Genomic DNA, 24289 nt, shown 5'->3' on the forward strand with positions numbered 1-24289 from the left:
TCTTCGTGGCAAACTAGCCGCCGAATTTACCCCGACGCATGCCCTGGAGAATAATGTGGATAAGATTTTTGTCGATGAAGCGGTCAATGAGCTGCAAACCATTCAGGACATGCTGCGCTGGGCGGTGAGCCGTTTTAGCGCGGCGAACATCTGGTACGGCCACGGCACCGATAACCCGTGGGATGAAGCCGTACAGCTGGTTCTGCCTTCACTCTATCTGCCGCTGGATATCCCGGAAGACATGCGCAGCGCGCGCCTGACCTCCAGTGAAAAGCATCGCATCGTGGAACGCGTGATTCGCCGCGTCAACGAGCGTATTCCGGTCGCGTATCTGACCAACAAAGCCTGGTTCTGCGGCCATGAATTTTACGTCGATGAACGCGTGCTGGTGCCGCGCTCGCCGATTGGCGAATTAATCAACAATAAGTTCGCCGGGCTTATCAATCATCAGCCGCAGCACATCCTCGATATGTGCACCGGCAGCGGCTGCATCGCGATTGCCAGCGCCTATGCCTTCCCGGAAGCAGAAGTGGATGCCGTGGATATTTCGCTGGATGCCCTGGCCGTCGCCGAACAAAATATTGAAGAACACGGCATGATCCACAACGTCACGCCGATTCGCTCAGACCTCTTCCGCGACCTGCCGAAGTTGCAGTACGATTTAATCGTCACTAACCCACCGTACGTCGATGCTGAAGACATGTCCGATCTGCCGAGCGAATACCGTTTCGAGCCAGAGCTGGGCCTCGCATCGGGTACGGATGGGCTGAAGCTGACGCGCCGCATTCTGGCCTGCGCGCCGGATTACCTTGCGGACGATGGCGTGCTGATTTGTGAAGTTGGCAACAGCATGGTGCATCTCATGGAGCAGTACCCGGACGTACCGTTTACCTGGCTGGAGTTTGATAACGGCGGTGACGGCGTCTTCATGCTGACCAAAGCGCAGCTGGTGGCTGCCCGCGATCATTTCGCGATTTACAAAGATTAATCCAGCACGCAACAACACAACAACGACAGCGGAGCCGTGATGGCAGGAAATACAATTGGACAACTCTTTCGCGTAACCACCTTCGGTGAGTCGCATGGTCTGGCACTTGGCTGTATTGTCGATGGCGTGCCGCCAGGCATTCCGTTAACGGAAGCAGATTTGCAGCACGACCTCGACCGTCGTCGCCCGGGCACCTCGCGCTACACCACCCAGCGCCGCGAGCCGGACCAGGTGAAAATTCTCTCTGGCGTATTTGAAGGCGTGACCACCGGTACCAGCATTGGCCTGCTGATTGAAAATACCGATCAGCGCTCGCAGGATTACGGCGCTATCAAAGATGTGTTCCGCCCAGGGCATGCTGATTACACCTATGAACAGAAATATGGCCTGCGCGACTATCGCGGCGGTGGCCGTTCTTCTGCTCGTGAAACCGCGATGCGCGTGGCGGCTGGCGCCATTGCCAAAAAATTCCTCGCGACAAAATTCGGTATTCAAATCCGTGCATGCCTGACTCAAATGGGTGAGATTCCTTTGGCGATCAAAGACTGGGATCAGGTTGAGCAGAACCCGTTTTTCTGCCCGGACCCGGACAAAATCGACGCGCTGGATGAACTGATGCGTGGCCTGAAAAAAGAGGGCGACTCTATCGGGGCGAAAGTCACCGTGGTTGCCGATGGCGTGCCTGCGGGCTTTGGCGAGCCGGTCTTTGACCGCCTGGATGCCGATATCGCGCATGCACTGATGAGCATCAACGCGGTGAAAGGCGTGGAAATCGGCGACGGTTTTGAGGTGGTGAAACTGCGCGGTAGTGAAAACCGCGATGAAATCACCAAAGAAGGTTTCCAGAGCAACCACGCGGGCGGCATTCTGGGCGGGATCAGCAGCGGTCAGCAGATCGTCGCGAACATCGCCCTGAAACCGACCTCCAGCATTACCGTGCCGGGTAAAACGCTCAACCGCTTTGGTGAAGAAGTTGAGATGATCACCAAAGGCCGCCACGACCCGTGCGTCGGTATTCGAGCAGTGCCTATCGCGGAAGCGATGCTGGCCATTGTTCTGATGGATCACTTTATGCGTCAACGCGCGCAAAACGCCGATGTGACGACCACTCTTCCACGCTGGTAACCATGAAAAAAACCGTTCTCGCTCTGCTGGCCCTTGTGGCCAGCACCGCCAGCCTGGCGGCAACGCCGTGGCAAAAAGTTGTTCAGCCGATCCCCGGAAGCGCGCAGTCAATCGGCGCTTTTGCGAATGGTTGTATCGTCGGAGCAGAAGGGTTGCCGCTGCAATCCAGTACGTATCAGGTGATGCGCACCGATCAGCGTCGCTATTTCGGCCACCCGGACCTGGTGCGCTTTATTCAGCGCCTCAGTCAGCAGGTGCAGAACAACGGCATGGGAACGGTGTTGATTGGCGATATGGGCATGCCTGCCGGTGGGCGTTTTAACGGCGGTCACGCCAGCCACCAGAGCGGTCTGGATGTCGATATCTTCCTGCAACTGCCGAAAACCCGCTGGACGTCGGCGCAGCTGTTGAAACCGCAGGCGCTGGATCTGGTCGCGGCTGATGGTAAAAACATCAATTCGCGCGTCTGGCAGCCGGAAATTGGCAACCTGATTAAGCTTGCCGCGCAGGACAGCGAAGTCACGCGTATCTTTGTGAACCCGGCAATTAAGCAACAGCTTTGCCTGGAAGCGGGGAGCGATCGCGACTGGTTACGTAAAGTTCGCCCGTGGTTCCAGCATCGTGCGCACATGCACGTGCGTCTGCGTTGCCCGGCGAACAGCCTCGAATGTGAAGATCAAGCTTTGCCGCCGGCAGGTGACGGTTGCGGTGCGGAGTTACAAAGCTGGTTCGAACCGCCCAAACCGGGCGCCACCAAACCTGTGAAGAAGACGCCGCCGCCATTACCGCCTTCCTGCCAGGCGTTACTGGATGAGCACGTACTCTGATGGACAGTTTTGTTGAGATATTCACAGTCTCCCCCCTCATGCTGGCGGTGCTGTTTTTTATCGCCGCGCTGGCCGGGTTTATCGATTCTTTAGCGGGCGGCGGCGGTTTACTCACCGTTCCCGCGCTGATGGCAGCGGGGATGTCGCCTGCGCAGGCGCTGGCAACCAACAAATTACAGGCCTGCGGCGGCTCGCTTTCCGCGTCGCTCTACTTTGTCCGCCAGAAGGTGGTGAACCTGGCCGATCAGAAGCTCAATATCCTGATGACCTTTATCGGTTCAATGGCTGGCGCGCTGCTGGTTCAGTATGTGAAAGCGGATGTGCTGCGCCAGATTTTACCGCTGCTGGTTATTGGTATTGGGCTGTATTTCCTGCTGATGCCGAAAATTGGCGAAGGCGACCGCGCGCGTCGTCTGCATGGCCTGCCGTTTGCCCTGGTGGCGGGCGGCTGCGTCGGTTTTTATGACGGCTTCTTTGGCCCCGGCGCGGGCTCTTTCTACGCACTGGCGTTTGTCACTCTGGCGGGTTTTAACCTCGCCAAATCGACCGCCCATGCGAAAGTACTGAACGCCACGTCAAACGTTGGCGGGCTGCTACTGTTTATTCTGGGCGGCAAAGTTATCTGGGCAACCGGCTTCGTGATGATGGTCGGTCAGTTCTTCGGTGCCCGAATGGGGTCACGGCTGGTTCTCAGCAAAGGGCAATCGCTTATTCGCCCGATGATTGTCATCGTCTCGGCGGTGATGAGCGCCAAACTTCTGTACGACAGCCATGGACAGGAAATCCTTCAGTGGTTAGGGATGAATTAATGAACGCAACGCATAACGCGCAGCAGCTGATCGCTATTTTCGATGGCTGTTTTGCCGATGATTTTAATACCCGTCTGATTAAAGGCGACGACGAACCGATCTATCTTCCTGCTGATGCCGATGCGCCCTATAACCGCATCGTCTTCGCCCACGGCTTTTACGCCAGCGCGTTGCACGAGATTTCGCACTGGTGCATCGCCGGAAAGGCGCGCCGTGAACAGGTCGATTTCGGTTACTGGTACTGCCCGGACGGGCGCGATGCCAAAACACAGGGGCAGTTTGAAGATGTGGAAGTGAAACCACAGGCTTTTGACTGGCTGTTCTGCGTGGCGGCAGGCTATCCGTTTAACGTGAGCTGCGACAATCTGGAAGGCGACTTCGAGCCGGACCGCATCGTTTTTCAGCGCCGCGTGCATGCGCAGGTGATGGAATATCTGGAGAAGGGCATTCCTGCACGCCCGGCCAGATTTATCAACGCATTACAAAACTATTATCAGACGCCGCCGCTCGCGGCAGAACAATTTCCGTGGCCGGAAGATCTTAACTAACGCCACGTTCAAAAAGAGGAAAGAAGATGATCGCCGAGTTTGAATCACGCATTCTGGCGTTAATTGATGACATGGTGGAGCACGCCAGCGACGATGAACTGTTTGCCAGCGGTTATCTGCGTGGTCACCTGACGCTGGCGGTTGCCGAGCTGGAAGAGGGCGACGATCATACTGCTGATGCCGTGTCGCATAACGTGACCCGCAGCCTGGAGAAAGCGATTCAGGCGGGCGAACTGTCACCGCGCGACCAGGCCCTGGTGCTGGGAATGTGGGAGACGCTGTTCCAGAAAGCGCAGCAGTAATTATCGCAGCGATGTAGGCCCGGTAAGCGCAGCGCCACCGGGCAACACACGCCGCACTTACTTAACCTGCTTCCCCTTCAATAACTTCCTCACCCACAACCGGTTCGGATTCAACGCCGATAATGTCCGGGCATCCAGCGGCAGCGGTTCATTGCTCATCTGCGATGCCAGCACTTCCGCTGATAACGGCGCGGTACATAATCCGCGAGACCCAAGCCCACCCAGCATAAACAGATTCGGATAAACCGGGGCCGTGACTGCGGTTTCCTGCTCCTCAAGCAGTTGAGCATATTGCGTCAGCGTGGCGTCATAATCCGGCACATTGCCGAGCATCGGCAGATGGTCACGCGTGGCGCAACGCACGCCAACACGCGCCTCGTTGGCACTGACATCGACCTCTTTCGCCCATTCGGCATCGGGGAAACAGTTGAGCAATCGCTGACGATTATGCTGCTGGTCTTCCTCGTTAAAGGTCATCTCTCGTTCGCCACGATGGTAGCTTGCGCCAATGCAGTGATGCTGATTGGCCGGGTTTTGCGGCGTCAGATAACCGTCATAGCACAGTACCTGGCGAAGCTGCGCCAGCGAAGGGCCCGTGGGAATATGGCTTACCTGTCCGCCTACAGCGTACACAGGCAACGCTGCGGTTTGTGGTAGCTGGTTAATATTATGCCCGGTCGCCAGCACCACGCTCGCTGCGCGGGCGCTTTCACTATGAGTAAAATTCAGTTGCCAGGCACCATCCTGCTGTTCAAGCGAGACGAGGGATCTGTTCCAGTGCACGATCAGCCCTTGTTGCCGGGCCAGCGCCAATACGCCTGCCGTGAGCTGTGCCGGAGAGAGCCAGCCGCCCGCCGGATACTGAATGCCGCCGCAGCCTGTTTCTACGCCGATACTTTCGGCAACGTCCTGCGCGCTCACCGCGTGTGCCAATGCTTCAGGCAGCTCCAGCAACAGCATCTGGTCGATTTTCTGCTGACTTTTTTCATCCCAGCCAAGCTGGGTAACGCCGCACCACTGATGATCAAATGCCACCGGGAGCGAATCATAAAGCCGACGTGCGAAGGTGAACGCTGCCGGGAAGAACGTTTCCAGCGCGGGATCGTGCGCGCTCAACAACGGATACAGCGCCCCCTGACGATTACCGGATGCGCCCTGCGCCGGGGCATCGTCGGCACAGTAAAGTGTCACCTGCCAGCCGCGTCTCAGCAGGGCCAGTGAGAGCAGGGCGCTGGCGATACCGCCGCCGATAATCGCGGTTTCACGCGTGCTGGCGCCGGTGCGGGCAAACCACGGCGCACGCGCGGGAAGTGCGTTCGACTGCGTCATTTCACCGACCAGCATCTCACGCTTGCGGCCAAAGCCTTTGGTTTTATGCATCGTAAAACCAGCGTCCTGCAACCCGCGACGGACAAAACCCGCCGAGGTGAACGTAGCCAGCGTGCCGCCGGGCCGGGCCAGGCGCGCCATCGCGGAAAAGAGCTGCGGCGTCCACATATCCGGGTTTTTCGCCGGGGCAAAACCGTCAAGGAACCAGGCATCTACCTGCTGATTGAACGAATCATCCAGTTGGTCAGTTAGTTCGTTGATATCGCCGAACCATAAATCGAGCGTCACCCGTCCGCCGTCGAGCAATAAACGGTGGCAGCCCGCCAGCGGCAGCGGCCACTGGGCCTGAAGCTGTTCCGCCCACGGCGTCAGTTCCGGCCAGTGCTGATGCGCCAGGCGCAGGTCGCCGGCGGTGAGTGGGAATTTTTCAAAGCTGACAAAATGCAGCCGTTGCAGCGTCGCCTCAGGGTTGGCGAGGCGGAAGGCATCGAAAGCCTGCCAAAGCGTCAGGAAGTTGAGCCCGGTTCCGAACCCGCTTTCCGCTACCACAAACAGAGGATGCGGATGGGTAGGGAAGCGTGCCTCTAACTGGTTACCCCCCAGAAAGACGTAGCGCGTTTCTTCCAGACCATTGTCATTGGAGAAGTAGACGTCGTCGAAATCTCGGGAAACAGGTGTACCCTCACTGTTGAATTCGAGGTTGGCAGATTGTATGGCGTTTTGTTTCACGTAAGTTACTCGTGCGGCAAGGAGTCCGCCGATCTTAGCGATGCGTGCCGGAAGGCGCAAATTTATGCATAAATTGGCTGATCGGACTTGTTCGGCGTACAAGTGTACGCTATCTTGCCTCTCGAAACTTTAAAATAGTGATGACTTACAGAGGTTATGAATGAAACGTGCAGTGATTACTGGCCTGGGCATCGTTTCCAGCATCGGTAGCAACCAGCAGGAAGTCCTGGCATCTCTGCGTGAAGGACGCTCGGGGATCACTTTCTCTCAAGAGTTCAAAGATTCTGGTATGCGTAGCCACGTATGGGGTAACGTCAAACTGGACACCACCGGTCTTATCGACCGCAAAGTGGTCCGTTTCATGAACGATGCCTCTATCTACGCTTACCTCTCTATGCAGCAAGCCGTTGAAGACTCTGGTCTGAAAGCTGAAGATTATCAGAACAACCCGCGTGTGGGACTGATTGCAGGTTCCGGTGGCTCCTCCAAAGCGCAGGTATTCGGCGCTGACGCAATGCGTAGCCCGCGTGGCCTGAAAGCGGTCGGCCCTTACGTGGTGACCAAAGCCATGGGTTCTGCGGTTTCCGCGTGCCTGGCAACACCGTTTAAAATTCACGGTGTGAACTACTCTATCAGCTCTGCGTGTGCCACTTCCGCGCACTGTATTGGTAATGCGGTAGAACAAATTCAACTGGGCAAACAGGATATCGTGTTTGCAGGCGGCGGCGAAGAGCTGGGCTGGGAAATGGCCTGTGAGTTCGACGCAATGGGCGCACTGTCCACTAAATTCAACGAGACGCCGGAAAAAGCGTCCCGTACGTATGACGCACACCGTGATGGCTTCATCATCGCGGGTGGCGGCGGTATGGTTGTCGTAGAAGAGCTGGAACACGCTCTGGCGCGCGGCGCGCATATCTATGCAGAAATCGTGGGCTACGGCGCAACGTCTGATGGCGCTGACATGGTTGCTCCGTCTGGCGAAGGCGCAGTGCGTTGCATGAAGATGGCGATGAACGGCGTTGATACGCCAATCGACTACCTGAACTCCCACGGTACTTCTACGCCGGTTGGCGACGTGAAAGAACTGGGCGCTATCCAGGAAGTGTTTGGTAATAACAGCCCGGCTATCTCCGCAACCAAAGCCATGACCGGTCACTCTCTGGGTGCGGCTGGCGTGCAGGAAGCTATCTACTCTCTGCTGATGCTGGAACATGGCTTTATCGCGCCAAGCATCAACATTGAAGAGCTGGACGAGCAGGCTGCTGGTCTGAACATCGTTACCGAACCGACCGAGCGTGAATTGACTACCGTTATGTCCAACAGCTTCGGCTTCGGCGGTACCAACGCAACGCTGGTGATGCGCAAGCTGAAAGCGTAATTGCTGAATGTGATAAAAAAGGAGCCGAAAGGCTCCTTTTTTGTGCGTTGACATCTTGCTGTTAAAAAAGGCAAAATCTGCCCTCAACACTCTTATATGAGTGCGTAAGCGTTTAACGTCAATCAACGCGCCGACACCCTGATTATCAGGTGGAGGAGGCGTGGTCTTATTCCCCGCCTTACTCTGCATTCTGGAGTAAAGCATGTCTGAAGTTTCTCAATCTGTTCCAGCATCTTCCGGTAACGGATCGCTGTTCCGTATCGCATTTGCCGTTTTTCTCACCTATCTGACCGTAGGCATTCCGCTGCCCGTTATTCCGCTATTTGTGCATCAGGAACTGGGGTATGGCAATACCATGGTTGGTATCGCCGTGGGTATTCAGTTTCTTGCCACCGTGTTAACGCGCGGCTATGCCGGGCGTTTGGCCGATCAGTACGGTGCGAAGCGTTCGGCGCTTCAGGGAATGGCCGCCTGTGCGCTGGCCGGAGCGGCCTGGCTGGCGGCGGCACTGCTGCCCGTCGATGCGATGGTGAAGTTTGGCCTCCTGATTGTGGGCCGTTTGATTCTGGGCTTTGGTGAAAGCCAGTTGCTAACCGGAACACTCACCTGGGGCATGGGGCTGGTTGGCCCAAAACGCTCCGGGAAGGTGATGTCGTGGAACGGGATGGCGATTTTTGGCGCGCTGGCGGTCGGTGCGCCGTTGGGGCTTTTCCTCAACAGCCATTACAGTTTTGCCACGCTTGCCGTGGTGACGATGCTGTTGCCCGTGGCGGCGTGGGCCTTTAACGGCAGCGTACGCAAAGTGCCCGCTAACGCAGGCGAGCGGCCTTCGCTGTGGAGCGTCATTGGGCTTATCTGGCAGCCGGGTCTGGGCCTGGCGTTGCAGGGCGTGGGCTTTGCGGTGATCGGTACTTTTGTGTCGCTTTACTTTGCCAGCAACGGCTGGGCGATGGCGGGTTTCACCTTAACGGCCTTCGGCGGCGCGTTTGTGCTGGTGCGTATTCTGTTTGGCTGGATGCCTGACCGTTTCGGCGGCGTGAAGGTGGCGGTAGGCTCGCTGCTGGTTGAAACGGTGGGCCTGGCGCTGCTGTGGCAGGCACCAGATGCATGGATGGCGCTCGCCGGTGCGGCACTGACCGGCGCAGGTTGTTCGCTGATTTTCCCGGCGCTGGGCGTCGAAGTCGTCAAGCGTGTACCGCCGCAGGTGCGCGGCACAGCGTTAGGCGGCTATGCGGCATTTCAGGATATCGCGCTCGGTGTCTCCGGCCCGCTGGCGGGGATGCTGGCGACAATGGCGGGATATCCTTCCGTCTTCCTCGCCGGGGCGATTTCGGCGCTGCTGGGCATTGTGGTGACGCTCGTCGCGTTTCGTAAAAAGTAAGTAATGGTGTTCCTCAGCCCTCTATTCCTGAGGGCTGATACCCGCTTTGCGCGGCAGAAAATACTTCACCTGAAACTCAAACATATTGGTGTACAGAATCGAATAGTCGATGGGATTGTGCTGTTCGTCGATCGCCTGCGTGTGCATTTTGATGATGGGGTCCTGCTGGCTGATTTGCAGTAGCTGCGCCAGCTCAGGGGAGGGCAGTGCCGGGACGATTGACTCATAGCAGCCATGTATACGGATCCCGCAAATATTCTCGATATAGGCAAATTTCGATGTCTTCATGTGCGCCAGCGTCAGGTCAGGAAAACGACTGGCGGAAAGCCAGGTTTCTTCCATCTGCATCGCCACGTTATCAATAAAACGCAGCCTTTTGGCGTAGTAAACCTGCTCGCCGTCCTCCAGTTGCAGACTTTTGGCAATCTCCGCCGAAGGGGTTTGCAGCTCGAAGCGTAAAATCTGACTGGACGGCGTCTTCCCTTCATTGCGTGCAATTTCGGTAAAGCTGTCCAGGGGGGGTGACCGACGCCTGAAAATGTTTATTGCGGATCCAGGTTCCCGCGCCATGTCGACGCTCAATGAGCCCTTGATCTTCCAGTTCCTTCAGCGCCTTACGCAGCGTGTTGCGCGAGACGCCGTACTGCACGGCTAAGGTTTTTTCCGCCGGAAGAAGGTCGCCCACGCTGTAGAGCGGGCTGTTGATTTTGGCCTTAAGCTGCCGGGTAATCTCTTTATGAACCACTTTTGAACCTCTGTGTTTGATTTAAAAACATAGGGTTAGTGAAATGTATAGTTTAATTTACCCCGTGACGTTCATCTTTATCCTTGTTTTTGAACATCTTTCTGACTGCTAACTGTGATCCATTAAGTAGTTGAAAAACGTAATCCTGATTACAGTTCCCGTCAATTGCTCTCGCCGGGAAAGCGAACAGGCAAGGAAATAACAGACTACTCATCAATAACAAAGGATTCAGTATGAGTCTAATGGACAGCTTTGAGCGCGGGATGGAAAAGGTCCTGGTTCCGGTTGCGATCAAATTAAATTCGCAGATCCATGTTTCCGCCATTCGGGACGCATTTATTTTATCGTTCCCCATCGTGATGGCCAGTTCGCTCATCATTTTAATCAACTTTGCCATTCTTTCGCCCGACGGTTTTATTGCCAGCCTGCTGCATCTGGGCGCGCTGTTTCCCAATCTTGCCGACGCACAGCAAATATTTACGCCGGTCATGAACGGTTCGGTCAGTATCATGTCGATCCTGATCACTTTCCTGGTGGCGCGAAATATTGCTATTCAGTATCGCCAGGACGATCTGCTGTGCGGGCTTACCGCGATTGGCGCGTTTTTTGTGGTTTATACGCCTTATAAAGTGATTTATGGGCAGACTTACCTGACCACGAAATTTCTCGGGCCGCAGGGGCTTTTTGTGGCGGTGATTGTCGCGCTGATTGCCAGTGAGATCTTTTGTCGGCTGGCGCGCAACCCGAAAGTGACCATCGCAATGCCGGACGCGGTGCCGCCTGCGGTGGCGCGGTCGTTTAAAGTCTTACTGCCGATATTTTTCGTGATGATCCTCTTTTCTGTCATGAACTATCTGCTGACTAAAATCTCTCCTAACGGGCTTAACGATCTGATCTACACCCTGATTCAGGCTCCTCTCAAGGATATGGGAACCAATATTGTCACCGTGTTAATTCTTGGTCTGGTCTCTAATTTCCTGTGGGTGATCGGCATCCATGGGCCGAATACGGTGGCGGCCATTCGCGAAACGATTTTCTCGGAAGCGAATCTGGAGAACCTCTCATATGCCGCATCGCACGGCACGACCTGGGGTGCGCCATATCCGATTACGTGGGTGGGCATTAACGATGCGTTCGCCAACTGCGGCGGCTCGGGCATGACGCTCGGTCTGTTGCTGGCGATATTTATTGCCTCACGGCGTCAGGATTATCGCGATATGGCCAAAATGGCCTTTGTACCAGGCCTGTTCAATATCAACGAACCGGTTATGTTTGGTTTGCCCGTTGTGCTTAACCCCATTCTGATTATTCCGTTTGTACTGGTTCCGTTTATTAATTCCCTGATTGGTTATTTCTTTATCGTGATGGAGTTTATTCCGCCGATGGCCTACGCAGTGCCGTGGACCACGCCCGGCCCTTTAATTGCTTTCTTTGCGTCAGGCGGAAACTGGCTGGCCTTATTTGTCGGAGTATTGTGTTTAGGCGTCTCTACGCTGGTATATCTGCCGTTCGTGATTGCCGCGAATAAAGTGAATATGTCGGCGGCGAATCAATCTGAGAATTAACCGAAGCGCACTTTTACGAGGTAAACATGATTAAACTGATTATCACCGATCTCGACGGCACGTTTCTCAACAGCCATGGCGATTACAATCGTCCGCTGTTTCCAACAGTCAGAAAGATGATGCAGGCTCAGGGCGTGGCGTTTGCGCTCTGTACCGGCAAGCAGTGTGAACGTGTGGAAGAGTTGTTTGGCGACCAGGCTCGCGATTTCTGGATTCTGGGCGATAGTGCCACGCGCATCAAACATCAGGGTGAATATGTTTACCAGTCACTCATTGCCAACGCGCTGGGGCGCGAAATGATTGCCTGCGTGGAGGCGGTAAACCCTGAGGTCGTGATTATCGCCTGTACGCCGGTGGGGGCATTTGTGCGTGAGTCCGTCTCACCAGATATGCTGCAGAAAGTGAAAATGTCTTATGCGAAAGTCACGCAGGTTGCTGATTTTGCCGAGGTGCAGCACGACTTCGTGAAAATTTCGGTGTTTGATCTTAAAGGCCGTTGCCCACAAATCAAACCGCATCTCGCGCCCTGGTTCGATAAAGCTTACATTGTGGTCTCTGAAGATGCGTGGATCGACATCGCCGATGCGGGCGTTCACAAAGGCCACACGGTCGAGATCCTGCAAAAGCAGCTGAAGGTTAGCGCCGAAGAGACGCTGGTGTTCGGCGACGGCCTGAACGATATCGAACTGATGACCCGGGCGACGTGGAGCTTTGCGATGCGTAACGGCTTTGAGGAAACGAAACGGGCGGCGAATTTTATTACCGGAACGAATGATGATGACGCGGTGATGACCACCATCATTCGCCTGTTGTCATTGCAGGCTTAAAGCACCATCCATAACAGCGCCATCACCACGATGACGACAATCAGCATCAGGCCAGGGCGCGCAGAGGCAGCTTTATACGCCTCAATAAGCGGTGCGAACGGACTGGTGATAGGCTGCACATATCGCACATCCAGCGTGTCCTGCGAACGCTCGACGCGCTTAAGGAACAGCTGATTCAGCAGCGTTTGCACCTGCGTCATCGTCAGCACCGTCTGTGGCGTAATGTTCCAGTTTTGCTGACCGTAATCCTTCAGGGCCTGCCATTCGTGCGGCTCCATCGGCTGTTTGAGCGCGGCCTGCAACGCATTGAGCGTCGGCGCGGGCTGGGTGCTTAGCGTTTGACGGGCCTGTAACCAGGTCGCCAGTGCCGTAAAATGCTTGGCCGGAATCAACTCGCCGGTTTTCACGCCGGAAAGCTCCAGCATCGACTGCCAGATAATCTTGCTCGACTCGCCCGTGGCCGCGGCAAGTTTGGTCACCAGCTGATTCAGCGTATTGTGCTCGGCTGGCTGCAATGGGCGATCGGTCGCCGGACGCTGCTGCGGTTGCGGAATCGACAGTTGACCGTTTTGCAGCAGCTGTAACACGTTTTTCAGTTGGTCGGGCGTCAACTGGCTCAGCGCGGTTTGCCCGTACTGTTGGCGAATGAAATCGCTGACCGCCTGGCGATTATTACCGTGATTCAACAGTTCCGTCAGCTGTGACAGGGTTTGTCGGGTGCTGAGATTCTGCTGCGCCGTTTCGAGGCGCTGATTCAGGTTCTGCTCGGCGGCAGGAAAATTACGCGACACCAGCGGGGCGTCGTTCTTCAACCCCAAATCGTGACGCACGCCAGCCCACACCTGCGCATTCGTTTGTGAGGTCAACGCCATAAGGCGCGTGATGAGGCGTTCAAGTACCGTGCGCTGCTGCGTGGAGAGCGGTTGTTCCCCTGCGACGGAAGGGGCGGCAGTGCCTTCCCCCGGAGGGCGCGAGGGCATACCTGAAATGGGTTGCGTCATGATTTATCCTTAACCTTATTGCTTTACTTAACCAGGAAGTCGAGTATGCCTGGCGGCCAGATTATGGCACACTTCCCCGGTTAACTCTCGTTCTCAGACAGGTACCGTAACGTGAAAATCCTTGTTGATGAAAATATGCCCTACGCCCGTGAGCTCTTCAGCCGTTTGGGTGAGGTGAAGGCTGTTCCTGGACGCCCCATTCCGGTTGCGGAACTGGCGGGCGCCGACGCGCTGATGGTGCGATCCGTCACGAAGGTGAACGAGACCCTGCTGGCGAATCAGTCGATCAAATTTGTTGGCACGGCGACCGCGGGTACGGACCATGTCGATCAGGCGTGGCTTGCGCAGGCGGGCATTGGTTTTTCCGCAGCTCCTGGCTGTAATGCCATTGCGGTAGTGGAATATGTTTTCTCCTCGCTGCTGTATCTCGCTGAGCGTGACGGTTTCACGCTTACTGACCGTACGGTCGGGATTGTAGGCGTCGGTAATGTGGGCGGACGCCTGCAAAAACGCCTGGAAGCGTTAGGTGTACGCACGCTGCTGTGCGATCCGCCACGTGCCGATAACGGCGACGAAGGCGATTTCCGTACGCTGGATGAACTGGTACAGGAAGCCGATATTCTGACCTTCCATACGCCACTGTTTAAAGATGGCCCGTATAAGTCGCTGCACCTGGCGGATGACGCGCTGATTCGCCGCCTGAAACCAGGGGCGATTTTAATTAACGCCTGCCGTGGCCCGGTGGTGGATAACGCAGCCTTGTTAAAATGCCTTGAAGCCGGTCAGGACCTGAGCGTTGTGCTCGACGTCTGGGAGCCAGAGCCGGATCTCAATCTGGCGCTGCTCGATAAGGTGGATATCGGCACATCACACATTGCGGGCTATACGCTGGAAGGCAAAGCGCGCGGCACCACCCAGGTGTTTGAAGCCTATAGCAAGTTTATCGGTCAGGCGCAGCAGGTGGCGCTGGATACGCTGCTGCCGCCGCCAGAATTCGGCCGCATCACCTTGCACGGTAAGCTCGATCAGCCAACGCTGAAAAGGCTGGTGCATTTGGTGTATGATGTGCGCCGCGATGATGCGCCGCTGCGAAAAGTAGCGGGCATTCCGGGTGAATTCGACAAGCTGCGTAAGAATTACCTTGAGCGCCGCGAGTGGTCGTCACTGTATGTCCAGTGCGATGACGCAGATGCGGCTACGCTTTTGAAAAAGCTCGGGTTTAACGCTGTGCATCACCCAATTCGTTAAGATTATTTCTTTTGTGCCTTGCCTGTCGGCGAGGCACGTCGCTATTTCTGGAGTAAATCACCATGTCTGAAGGCTGGAATATTGCCGTACTGGGCGCAACGGGCGCCGTTGGGGAAGCCCTGCTTGAAACACTGGCGGAGCGAGAGTTCCCGGTAGGTGAGCTCTATGCGCTGGCGCGAAGCGAAAGCGCCGGGGAATCTCTGCGCTTTGGCGGGAAAACCGTGCGCGTTCAGGATGCGGCGGAATTCGACTGGACGCAGGTTCAACTCGCGTTCTTTGCGGCGGGCGTGGAAGCCACGTCCACTTACGTGGAAGAAGCCACTAACTCAGGCTGCCTGGTTATCGATTTGAGTGGACTGTTCGCGCTTGAACCGGACGTGCCGCTGGTGGTGCCGGAAGTGAACCCGTTTGTGCTGGCCGATTATCGTAACCGTAACCTGGTTGCCGTACCGGACAGCCAGACAAGCCAGCTGCTGGCCGCGCTGAAACCGCTGATCGACCAGGGCGGTCTGGCGCGTATCAACGTGACGTGCCTGCTTTCCGCATCGGCTCACGGCAAGAAAGCCGTCGATGCGCTGGCGGGGCAGAGTGCAAAACTGCTCAACGGCATTCCGATTGATGATGACGATTTCTTCGGTCGCCAGCTGGCGTTCAACATGCTGCCGCTGCTGCCAAATCGTGAAGGTATCGTGCGTGAAGAGCAGAGAATCGTCGATCAGACGCGCAAAATTTTGCAAGACGAGGGCCTGATTATCTCCGCTAACTGCGTTCAGTCGCCGGTCTTCTATGGTCATGCACAAATGGTCGGATTCGAAGCCATGCGCCCGCTGGCAGCCGACGAAGCCCGTGATGCTTTCGCTCGTGGCGAAGATGTCGTGCTTTCTGAAGAGAATGAATTCCCGACGCAGGTGAACGATGCTTCCGGCAGCGCGCATCTTTCTATCGGTTGTGTGCGCAATGACTACGGTATGCCGGAACAGGTACAGTTCTGGTCGGTCGCCGATAACGTTCGCTTTGGCGGCGCGCTGATGGCGGTGAAAATCGCTGAAAAATTAGTGCAGGAGTATATGTACTAATGTCGGAAGTGCAGCAACAGCCCGTCTTTAAAATTGCGCTGGGCATCGAGTATGACGGCAGCAAATATTATGGCTGGCAGCGTCAGAATGAAGTACGCAGCGTGCAGGAAAAGCTCGAAAAGGCACTGACTCAGGTCGCCAATGAACCGATCACCGTATTTTGCGCCGGGCGTACCGATTCCGGCGTACACGGTACCGGGCAGGTGGTGCATTTTGAAACCACCGCCGATCGCAAAGACGCGGCATGGACATTGGGTGTAAATGCGAATTTACCTGGTGACATTGCCGTGCGTTGGGTGAAACATGTGCCGGAAGATTTTCATGCACGTTTTAGCGCCACGGCTCGCCGTTATCGCTACATCATCTACAATCATCGGTTGCGTCCGGCGGTGATGAGTCAGGGGGTGACCCACTATCATCAACCGCTGGATGAAGCGCGGATGCACCGTGCAGCGCAGTGTTTGCTTGGCGAGAACGATTTCACCTCGTTCCGCGCGGTGCAGTGCCAGTCACGCACGCCGTGGCGCAATATTATGCATATTAATGTTGCTCGCTATGGCGCGTATGTGGTGGTGGATATCAAAGCCAATGCCTTTGTGCATCATATGGTAAGGAATATCGTCGGCAGCTTGATGGAAGTCGGCGCCCAAAACCAGCCAGAGAGCTGGATTGCTGAGTTGTTAGCCGCAAAAGACAGAACGCTGGCGGCAGCAACGGCGAAAGCGGAAGGTTTGTATCTGGTTTCTGTTGATTACCCGGAACGTTTTGACCTGCCGCGCGTACCCATGGGGCCGCTATTTTTAGCGGACTGAGAGCAGTTCACAAAGGCTGAAGACAATTATGGATCTGATTCACTTTCTCATTGATTTTATTCTACATATTGATGTGCATCTGGCAGAGCTCGTCGCGCAATACGGCGTGTGGGTTTATGCCATTCTGTTTTTAATTCTCTTTTGTGAAACAGGCCTGGTTGTTACGCCGTTTTTACCAGGAGATTCCCTGCTGTTTGTTGCCGGGGCACTGGCCTCTCTGGGCACCAACGACATTAACGTCCATCTGATGGTGGCATTAATGTTGGTTGCCGCGATTGCCGGTGACGCAGTGAATTACACGATAGGGCGACTGTTTGGTGAGAAGCTATTCAGTAACCCGAACTCGAAAATTTTCCGCCGCAGCTACCTGGATAAAACACACCAGTTTTACGAAAAACACGGCGGAAAAACGATTATTCTGGCGCGATTTGTACCGATTGTGCGCACCTTCGCACCGTTTGTCGCCGGGATGGGGCACATGTCCTATCGTCATTTCGCGGCCTATAACGTGATTGGCGCGGTGCTGTGGGTACTGCTGTTCACCTATGCAGGCTACTTCTTTGGCACGATTCCGATGATTCAGGATAATCTTAAGTTATTGATTGTCGGCATTATTGTGGTCTCTATTTTGCCGGGAATTATCGAGATTGTGCGCCATCGTCGCGCGGCGGCAAAACAAGCGAAGTAAGCGCGAATTCGCGGTTCGACCACTTTTTTGTCCAAAGTTTCGGGCTGTTATGTTTTAATGTGCAACATTCATGGTCTGTAAGGGGCAAAAATGGCATCATGCGCCCCTTATGACAAAACTGGCATCGACCAGGTTCAGGCAGAAAGGTTATCAATGAGCTGGATTGAACGAATTAAAAGCAACATCACCCCTACACGCAAAGCGAGCATTCCTGAGGGTGTATGGACCAAGTGCGACAGCTGTGGGCAGGTTCTCTACCGCGCCGAGCTGGAGCGTAACCTGGAGGTTTGCCCTAAGTGTGACCACCACATGCGTATGTCAGCGCGTAATCGCCTGCATAGCCTGCTGGATGAAGGTTCACTGGTGGAACTGGGAAGCGAGCTTGAGCCCAAAGACGTGCTGAAGTTCCGTGACTCCAAAAAATACAAAGACCGTCTGGCGTCTGCTCAGAAAGAAACGGGCGAGAAAGATGCGCTGGTGGTCATGAAAGGCACGCTGCACGAAATGCCAGTGGTGGCTGCGGCATTCGAATTCGCCTTTATGGGCGGTTCGATGGGCTCCGTGGTCGGCGCGCGTTTTGTCCGTGCGGTTGAGCAGGCACTGGAAGATAACTGCCCGCTGATTTGCTTCTCCGCATCCGGCGGTGCGCGTATGCAGGAAGCGCTGATGTCGCTGATGCAGATGGCGAAAACCTCTGCGGCGCTGGCGAAAATGCAGGAACGCGGTCTGCCGTACATCTCCGTACTGACCGACCCAACCATGGGCGGCGTATCGGCGAGCTTCGCGATGCTGGGCGACCTGAACATCGCTGAACCGAAAGCGCTGATCGGCTTTGCCGGCCCGCGTGTAATCGAACAAACCGTTCGTGAAAAACTGCCGCCGGGATTCCAGCGCAGTGAGTTCCTGATTGAGAAAGGGGCAATCGATATGATTGTTCGTCGTCCGGAAATGCGCCTGAAACTGGCGAGCATCCTGGCGAAGCTCATGAATCTTCCGGCGCCACATCCGGATGAAGCCCACGAAAGTGTGGTGGTACCGCCGGTACCGGATCAGGAACCAGAGGCCTGATAATGCAAAGGGCAGGGCCAGACGGCGCTGCCCTTTTTGCTTCTCATCACCGTTAAAGAAATCGCGGGCACCATGGACAACAAACTTATTCCTCAGGCCACGTCGCCCCTGGCTACGTGGCTTTCTTATCTGGAACACCTCCACACCAAAACTATCGACCTCGGTCTGGAACGCGTGGGCGAGGTGGCTGCCCGGCTGAATGTGCAAAAGCCAGCGCCATTTGTTTTTACCGTTGCCGGAACCAACGGCAAAGGGACCACCTGTCGGACGCTGGAAGCGATACTGACGGCGGCGGGCTTCAAGGTCGGCGTTTACAGTTCTCCGCATCTGGTGCGTTATACCGAACGCGTACGCGTGCAGGGCGCGGAACTCGCAGAAAGCGCGCATACGGCGTCGTTTGCCGCTATTGAGCAGGCGCGCGGCGAAATCTCTTTGAGCTATTTCGAATATGGCACGTTGTCGGCGCTGTGGTTGTTTAAACAGGCCGGGCTGGATGTGGTTATCCTTGAAGTGGGGCTGGGCGGACGACTGGATGCGACGAATCTGGTGGACCCGGACGTGGCGGTCATTACCAGCATCGCGCTGGATCACACCGACTGGCTGGGGTCGGATCGCGAAAGTATTGGCCGTGAAAAAGCCGGTATCTTCCGTGCCGGGCGTCCGGCGGTTGTGGGTGAACCGGATATGCCGACAACAATTGCTGATGTGGCGCGTGAAAAGGGCGCACAGCTGTTACAACGTGATATTGCCTGGCAGTATGGTGTGGACGCTGAAAGCTGGTGGTTTAGCGATGCGACAGGCCGCCTGAACACATTGCCGTTGCCACAGGTGCCGCAGCCGAACGCCGCCACTGCGCTGGCGGCACTGCGCGCCAGCGGCCTTAATGTCAGCGAGCAGGCCATTCGTGAAGGCATATCCAGCGCGATTCTGCCGGGACGCTTTCAGACTATCCAGACCTCGCCGCGCGTGATTCTGGACGTCGCGCATAACCCGCATGCCGCTGCGTATCTCGCCGGGCGTCTCAAATCTGAGCCGCTGACCGGGCGCGTTCTGGCGGTTATTGGTATGCTGCATGATAAGGATATCGCCGGTACGCTGGCGTGTCTGGAAGGTATTGTCGATAGCTGGTATTGTGCGCCTTTAGAAGGGCCGCGCGGGGCCACCGCTGAAGAGCTGGTGAAACACTTACGCGCAGGAACCGTCTACGCCAGCGTGGCGCAGGCGTGGCATGCGGCAATGGCCGATGCCGGGCCAGAAGATACGGTGCTGGTGTGTGGTTCATTCCACACGGTAGCGCATGTAATGGAAGAGTTAGACGCGGGGAGAACCGGTGGCAAGTAAGTTTCAGAACCGCTTAGTCGGGACAATTGTGCTGGTAGCGCTGGGCGTCATCGTGCTGCCAGGGCTGCTCGACGGGCAGAAAAAACACTACCAGGATGAGTTTGCCGCGATCCCGTTGGTGCCAAAACCGGGCGACCGGGATGAGCCCGATATGCTGCCGACGGCGACGCAGGCGCTGCCTGCGCAGCCGCCGGAAGGCGCGGCGGAAGAAGTGAGGGCGGGCGATGCGGCAGCACCGTCGCTCGATCCGGGGCGTTTTGCTGCGGCAAACAATAACGGCATCGATCCTGCGCCGGAACCGGTGGAACAACCGAAGCCAAAACCAAAACCGGTTGAACCGCCGAAACCGAAGCCGCAGCCAACGCGTGATGTCGCCAGCGAGCAAATCGCCGCCGCGACCGAAACGCCGCCAGCCAAACCGACGCCAGCTGAAAAACCGGCCCCGGAAGGGAAGGCGTACGTTGTGCAGCTTGGCGCGTTGAAAAACGCCGATAAAGTAAATGAGATTGTCGCGTCGCTTCGCGGTGCGGGCTATCGCGTCTACACGTCGCCTTCCACGCCGGTTCAGGGTAAAATTACCCGCATCCTGGTGGGGCCTGACGCGTCGAAAGATAAGCTGAAAGGCTCGCTTGGCGAGCTTAAGCAGCTTTCCGGGCTGAGCGGGGTGGTGATGGGGTATTCGCCGAATTAAAGGCGACCCCTCACCCTAACCCTCTCCCTCAGGGAGAGGGAACCGATCGAGCACGATGTAAAGTTCGGAGCGTGCTTTCTCCCTCTCCCTGAGGGAGAGGGCCGGGGTGAGGGGATTAAAAACCCCCTCCATAAGCGATGGCGTTGAACATTTTTTCAGCGCCTTTTTTATTTTCGCAGGGAAAGGAAATCCCTACGCAAACGTTTTCTTTTTCTGTTAGAATGCGCCCCGAACCGGATGACAGGGCGTAGCATCGTGGGACACATATGGTCTGGATTGATTACGCCATTATCGCGGTAATAGGTTTTTCCTGTCTGGTTAGCCTTATCCGTGGCTTTGTTCGTGAAGCGTTATCGCTGGTGACATGGGGCTGTGCCTTCTTTGTCGCGAGTCATTACTACACTTACCTGTCCGTCTGGTTCACGGGCTTTGATGATGAACTGGTTCGCAACGGGATTGCTATCGCGGTACTGTTTATCGCGACGCTTATCGTCGGCGCTATCGTTAACTACGTTATCGGTCAACTGGTGGAAAAAACCGGTTTGTCGGGAACGGACAGAGTGTTGGGCATCTGCTTTGGTGCACTGCGCGGGGTGTTAATCGTCGCCGCCATTCTGTTCTTCCTTGATACCTTTACGGGCGTTGCGAAAAGCGAAGACTGGCATAAATCGCAGCTTATCCCGCAGTTCAGTTTCATCATCAGATGGTTCTTTGACTATCTGCAAAGCTCGTCAAGTTTCTTGCCCAGGACATAAGTCCTGAGATGTGGCTTAACGAGGAAAAGACGTATGTGCGGTATTGTCGGTATCGCCGGTGTTATGCCGGTCAACCAGTCGATTTATGATGCGTTAACGGTGCTGCAGCATCGTGGACAGGATGCCGCGGGCATCATCACCATTGATGCGAACAACTGCTTCCGTTTACGCAAGGCAAACGGGCTGGTCAGCGATGTCTTTGAAGCTCGCCATATGCAGCGTATGCAGGGCAACATGGGGATTGGCCACGTGCGCTACCCAACCGCTGGCAGCTCCAGCGCGTCTGAGGCGCAGCCTTTCTACGTCAACTCCCCGTATGGCATTACGCTTGCCCATAACGGCAACCTGACCAACGCGCACGAACTGCGTCAAAAACTGTTCGAAGAGAAGCGCCGCCACATCAACACCACCTCTGATTCCGAGATCCTGCTGAATATCTTCGCCAGCGAACTCGACAATTTCCGCCATTATCCGCTGGAAGCCGATAACATCTTCGCCGCGATTGCCGCGACTAACCGCCAAATCCGTGGCGCTTACGCCTGCGTGGCGATGATTATCGGTCACGGCATGGTCGCCTTCCGCGACCCGAACGGTATCCGTCCGCTGGTGCTGGGCAAACGCGATATCGGCGATGGCCGTACGGAATATATGGTTGCTTCCGAAAGTGTGGCGCTCGATACCCTGGGCTTTGAGTTCCTGCGCGATGTCGCGCCGGGCGAAGCGATGTACATTACCGAGAAGGGCCAGCTCTTCACCCGCCAGTGCGCGGACAACCCGGTCAGCAACCCGTGTCTGTTCGAGTACGTCTATTTCGCGCGTCCGGACTCCTTTATCGATAAGATTTCCGTTTACAGCGCGCGTGTAAATATGGGCACCAAACTCGGTGAAAAGATTGCCCGCGAGTGGGAAGATCTGGACATCGATGTGGTGATCCCGATTCCGGAAACGTCCTGCGATATCGCGCTGGAAATTGCGCGTATTCTGGGTAAACCGTATCGCCAGGGTTTCGTGAAAAACCGCTACGTTGGCCGTACCTTTATCATGCCGGGCCAGCAGCTGCGTCGTAAATCCGTACGCCGTAAGCTGAACGCTAACCGTGCCGAGTTCCGCGATAAAAACGTCCTGCTGGTTGATGACTCCATCGTGCGCGGCACCACCTCAGAGCAGATTATCGAGATGGCGCGTGAAGCAGGGGCGAAGAAGGTGTATCTGGCGTCAGCCGCACCGGAAATTCGCTTCCCGAACGTGTACGGTATCGACATGCCAACCGCCACCGAGCTGATTGCCCACGGTCGTGAAGTTGACGAAATCCGCCAGATCATTGGCGCAGATGGTCTTATCTTCCAGGATCTGGACGATCTGATCGACGCGGTACGTGCAGAAAACCCGGATATTCAGCAGTTTGAGTGTTCGGTGTTTAACGGGATTTACGTCACCAAAGATGTCGATCAACAGTACCTCGATTATCTCGATTCCCTGCGTAACGACGACGCCAAAGCGGTGCAGTTGCAGAACGAAGTGGAAAACTTAGAGATGCATAACGAAGGTTAACGCGTCTAACGCCAGGGAAACCTGGCGTTTTCTTTTCTGTACCCCCAATCCTATCCCTCTCTTTTCGCAGTAATTTCGCCTTCCTCACATTTTTCAGAATCCGTTTTTCAATAGTGTGAACAAACCGGATAAACATCACTGCCATAAATTTTATAGTAGCCCCATTAACCATTTTTAATATGTGGATAATGCCAATTAGGGGTTAATGGGGTGGTAAGAAAAACTGCTTTCATTGGTTACAAAACCCTCTCGACCCTTCGTTTTGTCTATATGGCGGAGTAGTATGCTGCCAATAACCATAAAATAAATGTGGTCAATGGTGCGCCTTTTGCAACCTGCGAGAGGTGCAGGAGAAACCCAAGTCTTCGTTACGGAATAACAACAAGATGACTGGAGATAACACCCTCAGCACTTCTCATGGCGTTAACCGCCGTGATTTTATGAAGCTTTGTGCAGCGCTGGCCGCCACGATGGGGCTCAGTAGTAAAGCGGCCGCCGAGATGGCCGAATCAATCACCCGCCCGCAGCGTCCGCCGGTTATCTGGATTGGCGCGCAGGAGTGTACCGGATGCACGGAATCTCTGCTCCGCGCTACCCACCCAACCGTCGAAAACCTCGTGCTGGAGACTATCTCTCTGGAATACCACGAAGTACTCTCCGCCGCCTTCGGCCATCAGGTTGAAGAGAACAAGCACAACGCCCTGGAAAAATACAAAGGTCAGTACGTGCTGGTGGTCGATGGCTCGATCCCGTTAAAAGATAACGGTATTTATTGCATGGTCGCCGGTGAGCCGATTATCGACCATATCCGCAAAGCGGCAGAAGGGGCAGCGGCAATTATTGCGATTGGCTCCTGCGCTGCCTGGGGCGGCGTGGCGGCGGCGGGCGTTAACCCGACCGGCGCGGTAGGGCTTCAGGAAGCCTTGCCGGGCAAAACGATAATCAACATTCCTGGCTGCCCGCCCAACCCGCACAATTTCCTCGCGACCGTCGCGCATATCATCACCTTTGGTAAACCGCCGAAGCTGGATGCCAAAAATCGCCCAACCTTCGCCTATGGTCGCCTGATCCACGAACACTGCGAACGTCGTCCGCACTTTGATGCCGGGCGCTTTGCGAAAGAGTTTGGCGATGAAGGTCACCGTCAGGGCTGGTGTCTGTACCATCTGGGCTGCAAAGGGCCGGAAACATACGGTAACTGCTCAACGCTGCAATTCTGCGACGTCGGTGGCGTGTGGCCGGTGGCGATTGGTCATCCGTGTTACGGCTGTAACGAAGAGGGCGTCGGTTTCCACAAAGGTATCCACCAACTGGCAACGGTTGAAAATCAAACACCGCGCGCGGAAAAACCCGATGTAGACCTGAAAGAGGGCGGCGAGATTTCAGCGGGCGCCGTGGGTTTACTGGGAGGCGTGGTTGGCCTGGTGGCGGGCGTCAGCGTGATGGCCGTTCGCGAGCTGGGGCGTCAGCAGAAGAAAGATAACACTGACTCACGGGGAGAATAA

The 24289-nt window shown here is 55.8% G+C and carries 22 protein-coding genes and 1 pseudogene; 20 read left to right on the forward strand and 3 right to left on the reverse strand.

The annotated features are described in order from the left end of the window. Positions 1-55 precede the first annotated feature (55 nt). From prmB to ACWWFX_RS00940, 6 genes are read left to right on the forward strand one after another with little or no spacing between them, the layout of a single operon-like run. Complete coding sequence (gene prmB / locus ACWWFX_RS00915; protein ID WP_276219704.1) at positions 56-988, forward strand: 50S ribosomal protein L3 N(5)-glutamine methyltransferase; 933 nt, start codon at positions 56-58, stop codon at positions 986-988. A gap of 39 nt (positions 989-1027) precedes the next feature. Further along, positions 1028-2113 (forward strand): chorismate synthase, encoded by a 1086-nt coding sequence (aroC, locus tag ACWWFX_RS00920; RefSeq protein ID WP_456146076.1) that lies wholly within the window; start codon positions 1028-1030, stop codon positions 2111-2113. A gap of 2 nt (positions 2114-2115) precedes the next feature. Continuing rightward, positions 2116-2940 carry a penicillin-insensitive murein endopeptidase gene (mepA, locus tag ACWWFX_RS00925; protein WP_473222986.1) on the forward strand — a complete coding sequence of 275 codons (825 nt, stop codon included), beginning with the start codon at positions 2116-2118 and terminating at the stop codon, positions 2938-2940. Continuing rightward, on the forward strand, positions 2940-3749 hold the full coding sequence (locus ACWWFX_RS00930) for a sulfite exporter TauE/SafE family protein (protein WP_456146074.1): 810 nt from the start codon (positions 2940-2942) through the stop codon (positions 3747-3749). The genes mepA and ACWWFX_RS00930 overlap by 1 nt, the downstream gene beginning before the upstream one ends. Beyond that, complete coding sequence (locus ACWWFX_RS00935; RefSeq protein WP_276219711.1) at positions 3749-4297, forward strand: elongation factor P hydroxylase; 549 nt, start codon at positions 3749-3751, stop codon at positions 4295-4297. The genes ACWWFX_RS00930 and ACWWFX_RS00935 overlap by 1 nt, the downstream gene beginning before the upstream one ends. 26 nt (positions 4298-4323) lie before the next feature. Continuing rightward, positions 4324-4599: a YfcL family protein gene (locus ACWWFX_RS00940; protein ID WP_108473553.1), complete on the forward strand. Its 276-nt coding sequence runs from the start codon at positions 4324-4326 to the stop codon at positions 4597-4599. A 57-nt stretch (positions 4600-4656) separates the two neighbouring features. Here ACWWFX_RS00940 and mnmC read toward each other — a convergent pair whose 3' ends face one another. Continuing rightward, positions 4657-6657 carry a bifunctional tRNA (5-methylaminomethyl-2-thiouridine)(34)-methyltransferase MnmC2/FAD-dependent 5-carboxymethylaminomethyl-2-thiouridine(34) oxidoreductase MnmC1 gene (gene mnmC / locus ACWWFX_RS00945; RefSeq protein ID WP_473222987.1) on the reverse strand — a complete coding sequence of 667 codons (2001 nt, stop codon included), beginning with the start codon at positions 6655-6657 and terminating at the stop codon, positions 4657-4659. Between the two features lie 160 nt (positions 6658-6817). Between mnmC and fabB the strand changes: the two genes are divergently transcribed. Then, entirely contained in the window at positions 6818-8035 is a 1218-nt protein-coding gene (gene fabB / locus ACWWFX_RS00950) for a beta-ketoacyl-ACP synthase I (RefSeq protein ID WP_276219716.1), read from the forward strand. A 202-nt stretch (positions 8036-8237) separates the two neighbouring features. Next, on the forward strand, positions 8238-9416 hold the full coding sequence (locus ACWWFX_RS00955) for an MFS transporter (protein WP_276219722.1): 1179 nt from the start codon (positions 8238-8240) through the stop codon (positions 9414-9416). A gap of 21 nt (positions 9417-9437) precedes the next feature. Here ACWWFX_RS00955 and ACWWFX_RS00960 read toward each other — a convergent pair. Then, positions 9438-10161 (reverse strand): annotated as a pseudogene (locus ACWWFX_RS00960) (GntR family transcriptional regulator). A 233-nt stretch (positions 10162-10394) separates the two neighbouring features. Here ACWWFX_RS00960 and ACWWFX_RS00965 point away from each other — a divergent pair. Together ACWWFX_RS00965 and ACWWFX_RS00970 are read left to right on the forward strand one after the other, a co-directional pair. After that, the gene (locus tag ACWWFX_RS00965; RefSeq protein WP_473222988.1) at positions 10395-11726 is read left to right on the forward strand and encodes a PTS sugar transporter subunit IIC; all 1332 of its coding nucleotides are present in this window, start codon (positions 10395-10397) and stop codon (positions 11724-11726) included. 26 nt (positions 11727-11752) lie between these two features. After that, the gene (locus ACWWFX_RS00970) at positions 11753-12553 is read left to right on the forward strand and encodes an HAD family hydrolase (RefSeq protein ID WP_473222989.1); all 801 of its coding nucleotides are present in this window, start codon (positions 11753-11755) and stop codon (positions 12551-12553) included. Here the strand turns inward: ACWWFX_RS00970 and flk are convergent. After that, positions 12550-13554: a flagella biosynthesis regulator Flk gene (flk, locus tag ACWWFX_RS00975; protein WP_473222990.1), complete on the reverse strand. Its 1005-nt coding sequence runs from the start codon at positions 13552-13554 to the stop codon at positions 12550-12552. The genes ACWWFX_RS00970 and flk overlap by 4 nt on opposite strands. Before the next feature lie 111 nt (positions 13555-13665). Here flk and pdxB point away from each other — a divergent pair, with 111 nt between their 5' ends. The 10 genes from pdxB (at position 13666) to hybO (ending at position 24289) form a co-directional block, all read left to right on the forward strand. Further along, a complete protein-coding gene (gene pdxB / locus ACWWFX_RS00980) occupies positions 13666-14802 on the forward strand; it encodes a 4-phosphoerythronate dehydrogenase PdxB (RefSeq protein ID WP_456146068.1) in 1137 nt (378 codons plus the stop codon). A 62-nt stretch (positions 14803-14864) separates the two neighbouring features. After that, a complete protein-coding gene (locus ACWWFX_RS00985) occupies positions 14865-15878 on the forward strand; it encodes an aspartate-semialdehyde dehydrogenase (protein ID WP_276219728.1) in 1014 nt (337 codons plus the stop codon). Further along, on the forward strand, positions 15878-16690 hold the full coding sequence (gene truA / locus ACWWFX_RS00990) for a tRNA pseudouridine(38-40) synthase TruA (RefSeq protein ID WP_473222991.1): 813 nt from the start codon (positions 15878-15880) through the stop codon (positions 16688-16690). The genes ACWWFX_RS00985 and truA overlap by 1 nt, the downstream gene beginning before the upstream one ends. Positions 16691-16718: 28 nt before the next feature. Beyond that, complete coding sequence (locus ACWWFX_RS00995) at positions 16719-17378, forward strand: DedA family protein (RefSeq protein ID WP_276219729.1); 660 nt, start codon at positions 16719-16721, stop codon at positions 17376-17378. Between the two features lie 153 nt (positions 17379-17531). After that, positions 17532-18446, forward strand: a complete 915-nt coding sequence (gene accD / locus ACWWFX_RS01000) for an acetyl-CoA carboxylase, carboxyltransferase subunit beta (protein WP_231828311.1) — start codon at positions 17532-17534, stop codon at positions 18444-18446. 72 nt (positions 18447-18518) lie between these two features. After that, entirely contained in the window at positions 18519-19787 is a 1269-nt protein-coding gene (gene folC, locus ACWWFX_RS01005) for a bifunctional tetrahydrofolate synthase/dihydrofolate synthase (RefSeq protein WP_473222992.1), read from the forward strand. Then, complete coding sequence (gene dedD / locus ACWWFX_RS01010; RefSeq protein WP_456146066.1) at positions 19777-20478, forward strand: cell division protein DedD; 702 nt, start codon at positions 19777-19779, stop codon at positions 20476-20478. The genes folC and dedD overlap by 11 nt, the downstream gene beginning before the upstream one ends. Before the next feature lie 266 nt (positions 20479-20744). Beyond that, on the forward strand, positions 20745-21233 hold the full coding sequence (gene cvpA, locus ACWWFX_RS01015; RefSeq protein ID WP_015963619.1) for a colicin V production protein: 489 nt from the start codon (positions 20745-20747) through the stop codon (positions 21231-21233). A gap of 33 nt (positions 21234-21266) precedes the next feature. Then, positions 21267-22784: an amidophosphoribosyltransferase gene (gene purF / locus ACWWFX_RS01020; RefSeq protein ID WP_473222993.1), complete on the forward strand. Its 1518-nt coding sequence runs from the start codon at positions 21267-21269 to the stop codon at positions 22782-22784. A 386-nt stretch (positions 22785-23170) separates the two neighbouring features. Continuing rightward, positions 23171-24289, forward strand: coding sequence for a hydrogenase 2 small subunit (hybO, locus tag ACWWFX_RS01025; RefSeq protein WP_015963621.1), 1119 nt, complete (start codon positions 23171-23173; stop codon positions 24287-24289).

This window comes from Pseudocitrobacter sp. 2023LY-00077 (assembly GCF_055796175.1).

Excerpts from the sequence above, each read along its gene's own strand:
- folC (WP_473222992.1), top strand. The coding sequence starts at position 18,519 with ATGGACAACAAACTTATTCCTCAGGCCACGTCGCCCCTGGCTACGTGG.
- cvpA (WP_015963619.1), top strand. The coding sequence starts at position 20,745 with ATGGTCTGGATTGATTACGCCATTATCGCGGTAATAGGTTTTTCCTGT.
- fabB (WP_276219716.1), top strand. The coding sequence starts at position 6,818 with ATGAAACGTGCAGTGATTACTGGCCTGGGCATCGTTTCCAGCATCGGT.
- ACWWFX_RS00985 (WP_276219728.1), top strand. The coding sequence starts at position 14,865 with ATGTCTGAAGGCTGGAATATTGCCGTACTGGGCGCAACGGGCGCCGTT.
- ACWWFX_RS00955 (WP_276219722.1), top strand. The coding sequence starts at position 8,238 with ATGTCTGAAGTTTCTCAATCTGTTCCAGCATCTTCCGGTAACGGATCG.
- ACWWFX_RS00995 (WP_276219729.1), top strand. The coding sequence starts at position 16,719 with ATGGATCTGATTCACTTTCTCATTGATTTTATTCTACATATTGATGTG.
- ACWWFX_RS00965 (WP_473222988.1), top strand. The coding sequence starts at position 10,395 with ATGAGTCTAATGGACAGCTTTGAGCGCGGGATGGAAAAGGTCCTGGTT.
- ACWWFX_RS00935 (WP_276219711.1), top strand. The coding sequence starts at position 3,749 with ATGAACGCAACGCATAACGCGCAGCAGCTGATCGCTATTTTCGATGGC.
- flk (WP_473222990.1), bottom strand. The coding sequence starts at position 13,554 with ATGACGCAACCCATTTCAGGTATGCCCTCGCGCCCTCCGGGGGAAGGC.
- mepA (WP_473222986.1), top strand. The coding sequence starts at position 2,116 with ATGAAAAAAACCGTTCTCGCTCTGCTGGCCCTTGTGGCCAGCACCGCC.
- truA (WP_473222991.1), top strand. The coding sequence starts at position 15,878 with ATGTCGGAAGTGCAGCAACAGCCCGTCTTTAAAATTGCGCTGGGCATC.
- ACWWFX_RS00970 (WP_473222989.1), top strand. The coding sequence starts at position 11,753 with ATGATTAAACTGATTATCACCGATCTCGACGGCACGTTTCTCAACAGC.
- aroC (WP_456146076.1), top strand. The coding sequence starts at position 1,028 with ATGGCAGGAAATACAATTGGACAACTCTTTCGCGTAACCACCTTCGGT.
- ACWWFX_RS00930 (WP_456146074.1), top strand. The coding sequence starts at position 2,940 with ATGGACAGTTTTGTTGAGATATTCACAGTCTCCCCCCTCATGCTGGCG.
- accD (WP_231828311.1), top strand. The coding sequence starts at position 17,532 with ATGAGCTGGATTGAACGAATTAAAAGCAACATCACCCCTACACGCAAA.
- ACWWFX_RS00940 (WP_108473553.1), top strand. The coding sequence starts at position 4,324 with ATGATCGCCGAGTTTGAATCACGCATTCTGGCGTTAATTGATGACATG.
- hybO (WP_015963621.1), top strand. The coding sequence starts at position 23,171 with ATGACTGGAGATAACACCCTCAGCACTTCTCATGGCGTTAACCGCCGT.
- purF (WP_473222993.1), top strand. The coding sequence starts at position 21,267 with ATGTGCGGTATTGTCGGTATCGCCGGTGTTATGCCGGTCAACCAGTCG.